Source organism: Bradyrhizobium sp. SZCCHNR1002, from assembly GCF_032381435.1.
Lineage (GTDB): Bacteria > Pseudomonadota > Alphaproteobacteria > Rhizobiales > Xanthobacteraceae > Bradyrhizobium > Bradyrhizobium aeschynomenes.
In genome coordinates this window covers 1-5,883 of sequence record NZ_JAUHIS010000014.1, presented here as the reverse complement: position 1 = coordinate 5,883, position 5,883 = coordinate 1, and the positions used below count along the sequence as shown (strand labels likewise).

The 5,883-nt window shown below is 68.2% G+C and carries 2 protein-coding genes; both read left to right on the top strand.

The features are described from left to right. Window positions 1–712, top strand: a 712-nt coding sequence (locus QX108_RS33380) for a condensation domain-containing protein (protein ID WP_315787711.1), incomplete at its 5' end; no start/stop codon positions are given. Between the two features lie 15 nt (window positions 713–727). Then, on the top strand, window positions 728–5,883 hold a 5,156-nt coding region (locus tag QX108_RS33375; protein ID WP_315799639.1), incomplete at its 3' end, for a non-ribosomal peptide synthetase.

Sequence of the window (5,883 nt, the reverse complement as noted above, 5' to 3'; positions counted from 1 at the left end):
CGCAGGCACCCTGCAGCTGGTCAAAGTCGCGCTGGATGCGGCGGAGACGCAGGCGCTGCTGCAGCAGGTGCCCGAGGTCTACCACACGGAGATCAACGACGTGCTGCTGACGGCGCTGGTGCAGGCGTTCGCCGGCTGGACCGGCGCGCCGCGCCTGCTGGTGGGACTGGAAGGCCATGGCCGCGAGGAGCTGTTCGGCGACGTCGACGTGTCGCGGACGGTGGGCTGGTTCACCAGCCTGTTCCCGGTGCTGCTCGACGTGGAGAACGCCAGCGATCCCGGCGGGGCGCTGAAGCGGGTGAAGGAGCAATTGCGCGCGGTGCCGCAGCGTGGTGTCGGCTATGGCATGCTGCGCTATCTCGGCGGCGGCGACGTGCCTGCGCCGGACGTCGAGGTCAGCTTCAACTATCTCGGCCAGCTCGACGGCGCCGCCGGCGGGCAGGCATTCGGCTTTGCGCCGGAGGATGTCGGCCGCGAGCAGCACGCGGCCAACCGGCGGCCGCACCTGATCGACGTCTCCGCCCATGTCGGCAAGGGCGGCCTGCAGATGCAGTGGGCCTACAGCGTCGCATGTCACGACGGCTCGACCATCAAGGCCTTGGCGGAAAGCTTCGCCTTTCGACTCCGCCAATTGATCGCGCACTGCGACACGAGCGAGGGCAGCTTCACGCTGTCTGATTTCCCGCTGCTGCAGAACACTCTGAGCATCTGAGATCGGAGCCGACCCATGAATATGGATGCAAGCCGAAACAAGAAGCGGCTCGGTCAGGAGGCGCTCGACCGCGTGATCGCCTCGGCGGGTGGTGCACGGCGGGTCGCCGATATCTATCCGCTGTCGCCGCTACAACGGGGGCTGCTGTTCCACAGCCTGTATGAGCCGGATGCCGCTGTCTACGTCATTTCGCTGGCGTGCCGGTTGCAGGGCGCGCTCGATCCACGCGCGTTCGAACAAGCGTGGCAGCTGATGGTCGCACGACACCCTGTGCTGCGCACGGCCTACGTCGGCCATGAGCTCGATGTGCCGTTGCAGGTGGTGCTGCGCGAGGCAATGCTGCCGTTTGCCCAGGAGGACTGGCGGCATCTGTCGAAGGACGAGCAGGATAGCCGTTTCGCCGAGCTTCAGCGGATCGAGCGCAGCCGCGGCTTCGACTTCGCAGCGCCGCCCCTGATGCGGCTCTGCCTGATCCGGATCGGCGACGACGATCACCGCCTGCTGTGGAACGTGCATCACATCGTGCTCGACGGCTGGTCGCTGCCGCTGCTGCTCGACGAGGTGTTCGCGGCCTATTCTGCGCTGAGCCGCAGCGCGGCGCCGGCGCTGTCTCACCTGCGGCCCTTCAAGGACTATATCGGCTGGTTGCAGCGCCAGGACATGGCAAGAGCGGAAGTGCATTGGCGCCGGCGGCTCGCTGGCTTCGATACGCCGTCGTCGTTGGGGCTGGCCCGCCCGTCTCGCGAGCCTGGCAGCGGAGAGCGCCATGCCGTGCTTCAGCGCGACCTGAACGTCGGATTGTCAGCCCTCGAAAGCTTCGCACGAGAACACAAGCTGACCCTCAATACGCTGGTGCAGGGCGCCTGGGCACTGCTGCTCGCTCGCTATGGCGGCTCCGAAGACGTGGTGTTCGGCGTCACCCTGTCGGGCCGTCCGGCTGAACTCGCCGAGGTCGAGCGGATGGTCGGGCTGTTCGTCAACACACTGCCGCTGCGCGTCCAGCTATCGGACCGCACGACGATCCTGGATTGGTTGCGCGAGATTCAGATCCGGCAAAGCGAGCTGACGGAGTATCAATATAGTCCGTTGCCCCTGGTGCAGCGCTGGAGCGATCTCGGCGACGGAACGGCTCTGTTCGACAGCATCGTCGCGTACGAAAACTACCCGGTGGCAATGACCGCCGGCGCAGACGCCGTGCGGCATCTCCGGATCAGCGAGGTCCGGACCACGGAACGGACCAGCTATCCCTTGACCCTGCAGATCGTCATCGAGCGGTCGATCGCGGTCAACCTGATCTATGATGCCGAGCGGTTCGCCTCGTCCGCGATGGACCGCCTGATCGATCATCTCGGTCACCTGCTCGGCGAACTCATCTCGGACCCTGCGCGCCAACTCGGCGCGATACCCCTGCTGCGCGCAGAGGAGCGGCGCGAGCTCATCGCCCCCGCCGCAGATCCGGCTGCCTATCGCCCCCACCGGTGCCTGCATGACCTTTTCGCCGCGCAGGCCGAGCGCACGCCCGAAGCGGTGGCCGTCAGTTGCGACGGTCGGATGCTCAGCTATGCCGGACTCGAGCGGCGCGCCAATCAGCTCGCGCACCATCTGCGAGGGCTTGGCGTCGGTCCGGACGTGATCGTCGGGCTTTACGTCGAGCGGTCGATCGACATGGTGGTCGGCGTGCTCGGCATCCTCAAGGCGGGCGGTGCCTATCTGCCGCTCGACCCGAGCCATCCGCCGGAGCGGCTGGCGGGCATGCTGGGTGACGCCGGTGCGCGCGTGCTGCTGGCGCACGACGCGCTGTTGGCGCGACTGCCCGTGACGGACGCCGTCGTCGCGCGTTTCGAAGCAGATGGTGAGGTGATCGCACGTCAGCCCGGCACCGCGCCTGCCGTTGCCAGCGATCCGGACCACCTGGCCTATGTGATCTACACCTCCGGCTCGACCGGCCGGCCTAAGGGGACGCTGATCAGCCACGCCGCCGTGGTCAGGCTGTTCGCGGCAACCGACGCCTGGTTCGGCTTCGGCGCGCAGGACGTCTGGACGCTGTTTCATTCGCTCGCCTTCGACTTCTCGGTCTGGGAGCTGTGGGGTCCGCTGCTCAATGGCGGCCGGCTGGTGGTCGTGCCGTATTGGATCAGCCGCTCGCCGGATGATTTCCATGCCCTGCTGTCGCGCGAAGGCGTGACCGTGCTGAACCAGACGCCATCGGCGTTCGCCGGCTTGATCCGCGCGGATCGTGAGGCGCCGCGACCACTGGCGCTGCGTTATGTGATCTTCGGCGGCGAGGCGCTGAACTTCGCCGAGCTGGCGCCGTGGTTCGAGCGGCACGGTGACGCCACGCCGCAACTGATCAACATGTACGGAATCACCGAGACCACGGTGCACGTGACATGGCGGCCGGTACGGCAGGCCGATGTCGGCGCGGCGGCAAGCGCGATCGGTCAGACCATTCCCGACCTGCAGGCCTATGTGCTCGATCCCCACATGGAGCCGGTGCCGATCGGCGTGACCGGAGAGCTGTACATTGGCGGCGCGGGTCTCGCCCGCGGCTATCTGCATCGTCCCGGGTTGACGGCGGAGCGGTTCGTGCCGAGCCCGTTCGCGCATGGCGCGCGATTGTATCGCACCGGCGATCTGGCGCGCTGGAGCGCGGTGGGCGTGCTCGACTATCTCGGGCGCATCGATCATCAGGTCAAGATCCGAGGCTTTCGCATCGAGCTCGGCGAGATCGAGGCGGCGTTGCTGACCCTGCCGGATGTGGAGCAGGCGGCGGTCGTGGTGCGCGAGGACAATTGCGATCGCCGCCTGATCGCTTACGCCGTTCTGCGCGACGGTGCGGTGCTCGATGCAGACATCATGCGCCAGCAACTTCTGCGGGGCCTGCCGGACTACATGGTGCCCTCGGCGATCGTGAGTCTCTCCTCACTGCCACTGACGCCGAATGGCAAGCTCGACCGCAATGCGCTGCCGGCGCCGGAGCTCACGTCGACTGGCGGCTATGCGGCGCCGCGCAACCCGGCCGAAACGAGCCTCGCGGCGATCTTCGCGGACGTGCTCGGTGTGGACCGCGTCGGCATCCACGATGATTTCTTCGCCATCGGCGGCCATTCTCTGCTCGCGACGCAGGTCGTGGCACGCGCCCAGCAGGATCTCGGCGTCCAGGTCGCGCTGCGCCTCCTGTTCGAAACGCCAACGGTCGCAGGCCTGGCGGAGCGATTGAGCCTGGCGACGGCAAACACGGCTCTCCCGCTGCTCCCGGTTTCGAGACAGCAGCCGCTGCCGTTGTCGCATGGCCAGGAGCGGCTGTGGTTCGTCGAGCAGCTCGGGCTTTCGAAGGGGGGCTATAACGTCTCGGCGGCGGTGCGGCTGGCCGGGGCGCTTGATGTCGGCGCGTTGTCTGCGGCGTTGAGCGAGGTGGTCCGGCGGCACGAGAGCCTGCGCACGCGTTTCGCGCGTGAGGGGCAGGGCGCCGTCCAGGTCATCGATCCGCCGTGGCAGGTTGCCCTGAAGCCCACCGTCGTGACTGCGGCTGACGCGCGAGAGCGGGCGGAAGCCCTGATGCAACAGCCGTTCGATCTGACACGTGACCGGCTGCTGCGCGTGGCGCTGCTGCGGCTGTCGTCCGATGTGCACGTGCTGGCGCTGTCGATGCATCACATCGTGTCGGACGGCTGGTCGATGGGCGTGCTGGTCGACGAGATCGCAACGCTGTATGCGGCGTTCTGCGCGGGCGGTCCGTCGCCGCTGCCGGAGCTGCCGATCCAGTATGCCGACTACGCGGTGTGGCAGCGGCGCTGGCTGGAGGAGGCGGCGCTGCAGCGGCAGCTCGCGTACTGGACCGCGCAGCTTGCCGGGGCGCCCGATGGCATCGAGCTCGCGACCGACCGGCCGCGGCCGGCCGTGCCGAGCTTCCGCGGCGCCGTGCACCGGTTTGCCGTCGACCCGGCCTGCACGGCGGCGTTGACGAAGCTGGCGCGGCAGGACGGGGCGACGCTGTTCATGGTGCTGCTGGCCGCGTTCGACGTGCTGCTGTCGCGCTGGAGCGGACAGCACGATGTGGTGGTGGGCACGCCCGTGGCGGGCCGCACCCGGGTCGAGACCGAGCGGCTGATCGGCTTCTTCGTCAACATGCTGGCGCTGCGCTGCGACCTCTCGGGGACGCCGACGTTCCGTGACGTGCTGCGGCAGATGAAGGCGACGGCGCTCGACGCCTACGCGCATCAGGATCTGCCGTTCGAGAAGCTGGTGGAGGCGCTGCATCCGGTGCGCGATCTCAGCCGCGAGCCGGTCTTCCAGATCGTGTTCGCGCTGCAGAATACGCCGCAGCGGTCGGGCGGTCTGCCCGGGCTGACGCTGGAGCCGTTCGAGGCGGAGGCGGTGACGGCGAAGTTCGATCTCGAGCTGGCGATGAGCGAGGTCGATGGCGGGCTGGCGGCGACATTGATCTACGCCACCGACCTGTTCGACGCCGCGACGGTCGCGCGGCTGGCGGATCACTTCGTCCGGCTGCTGCAGGAGATCGCGGCGCGGCCGGAGGCGCGCCTGTCCGAGCTGAGCCTGCTGAGCGCCGTGGAGCGGCAGCAACTGACGGCGTGGAGCGGCGGCAGCGTCGCCTATCCGCAGGATCGCTGCCTGCACGAGCTGTTCGCGAAGCAGGCGGCGCGAGATCCGGGTGCGCTTGCCGTGACCATGGATGGCGAGGAGCTCAGCTACGGCGCGCTGGAGCGGCGGGCCAACCGGCTGGCGCATCATTTGCGGCGGCTCGGCGTCGGACCCGATGTGATCGTCGGGCTGTGCGTCGAACGCTCGCTGGACATGGTGGTCGGCGTGCTCGGCATCCTCAAGGCGGGTGGCGCCTATCTGCCGCTCGATCCGCGCTATCCGGCGGAGCGGCTGGCCTACATGCTGGAGGATGCCAAGGTCCCGGTGCTGGTGACGCAGGCGGCGCTGCTGGAGCGCGTGCCGGCGACCGGGGCGATCATCGTGCAGCTCGATGCCGACGCCTCTGCCATCGCCGGGCACCCGGAGACGGCGCCGGCCGTCAGCTGTGACGCCGATCATCTCGCTTACGTGATCTACACCTCCGGCTCGACCGGACGGCCCAAGGGGGTGATGACGTCGCATCGCGGCATCATGAACCTGGCGGATGCGCAGCTGGATCAGCTGCCGCT